The following is a 1,547-nucleotide window of genomic DNA, read 5'->3' on the forward strand; positions in this document are numbered from 1 at the left end:
TGGTAATAATAGGTGCTGTTATCTACAAGTTCTTCAGAAGATTCAACAAGAACCGAATCCTTTACAAACGGTTTTTCATTACCGATACTATTGGATAGCGGAATGAAATAATTGAGCTTAGAAAGCTGTTTTTTATACCTTACAATATACGAAAAAATTGAACCATTTCTATTGACTACCAGCAAATTACTTTCCTTCCCAGGCTTTGCTTGAAGAAGCCCAAAATACTGTTCTTTTTCACGGTTGTATGTAAAAACAAAATTGTCTGAACCAGTTATGCCTTGACGGATTGGCTCAGGAAAAAATAGCGCAACGTTTTTGGTATCGTTTGCATAAATAGTGTCGAGTGGTATGGGTTGCTGTTGTGCTTTCGCGGAAGCGGAAATCAACACCGCCAATATTAGGATAAATGTTCTCATAATTTAGGTTTTAGAATTAATCTGTAATTGTTCAATACCGTAACTTTCACGTTTCGGTTGCTTCGCCTTAACACTTTTGTAACACCACCTACTTGCGGTACTGTGGGTATGTTGATATCGCCAATAATATCGTCCAAGACTTCGGTGGTGGCTTCTGCCCGAAAATTGTTCTCTACGTAGATGCCTTCACTACCATCAGACAAATCAAAAGCTTTGAGTTTTGTGGGATGGTGCTTTATGTTTTCAATTTCAATTAAAGCCCGATTAGGCTGAAAGCTGATAAATCCAAACACAGGTGTATTCTTGAGCATCAGCTTACCATTGATGGTAGCAGCTTTGGTCAGGCGCATTCGCAATCTGGTATTCGCTTTTACAACTTGGTCGCCATCTACTACCACGTAAATTGTTTCATCTGTATTTCCGATTATTGAAATTTCATTGGGTTTCGGTGCAGCAGCGAAGAACAACTGATGTTCCAAGCCCAGTTCTTTAGCTTGGATTTTTTGTTCCCGCTTTACTTCAGCAGAATCTATTGTTGATACCACTTTGCGAGCAGTTCTTTTCTGTCCCAAATTTTGGTATCGCTTTTCGGAATATTGAATTTTGCCAGCTTCATAGATACTATCTACGATACGTTCTTTTTCCCGTTCTGGTAAATCTGGGTCGTAAAATCCCAAGGAATCAATCAGCTTTTCATCATAGATGCTGGGTGCATTGTTTTCACGTACTTTTTTCAAGTCGTTAATTGCATCCAGTTTGGAATCATACTCTTTTTGGTCTTTTTCCAAATCGGGAACTAATGTCTGTTTAAGGTTTTCCGTTTCACTTTCATCATCGCCCATTACCATTACCGAATAGGAAATAAGGAATATGAAAATCACGGCCAATACCGCTGCAAATACAATCTTGTTTTTTTCTACTTTCATAAGAGTGAGTTTTTAAGTGCCGATTACCTGCCTGACGGTAGGCAGGTCGGCTCAGTTTTCATCTGATATTTTCTTTAAGGTGTTTTCGAAATAGTTGGTAATCAAAAGTCCGTGTGGATTGTTGGGAAAGTTTCGGTCAACCATAATCAAGTTTCCGGTAGAAACCAGCTCGTAGGTGTCGATTATTGAACCTCTATTGATT

The 1,547-nt window shown here is 38.8% G+C and carries 1 protein-coding gene and 2 pseudogenes; all 3 read right to left on the reverse strand.

Annotated elements, in window-relative coordinates:
* A pseudogene (locus tag RM529_RS17255) lies at positions 1–419 on the reverse strand (DUF4138 domain-containing protein); the annotation flags it as partial.
* Positions 416–1,345, reverse strand: coding sequence for a conjugative transposon protein TraM (traM, locus tag RM529_RS17260; RefSeq protein WP_133642539.1), 930 nt, complete (start codon positions 1,343–1,345; stop codon positions 416–418). The gene traM and the pseudogene RM529_RS17255, both read right to left, overlap by 4 nt.
* Positions 1,346–1,396: 51 nt before the next feature.
* Positions 1,397–1,547: pseudogene (locus tag RM529_RS17265) on the reverse strand (conjugal transfer protein TraK); the annotation flags it as partial.

Origin of the sequence: Autumnicola edwardsiae (assembly GCF_031846505.1) — a bacterium.
Lineage (GTDB): Bacteria > Bacteroidota > Bacteroidia > Flavobacteriales > Flavobacteriaceae > Autumnicola > Autumnicola edwardsiae.

Bases quoted from the DNA above. Each gene is read 5' to 3' on its own strand.
- traM (WP_133642539.1), bottom strand. From the start codon at position 1,345: ATGAAAGTAGAAAAAAACAAGATTGTATTTGCAGCGGTATTGGCCGTG.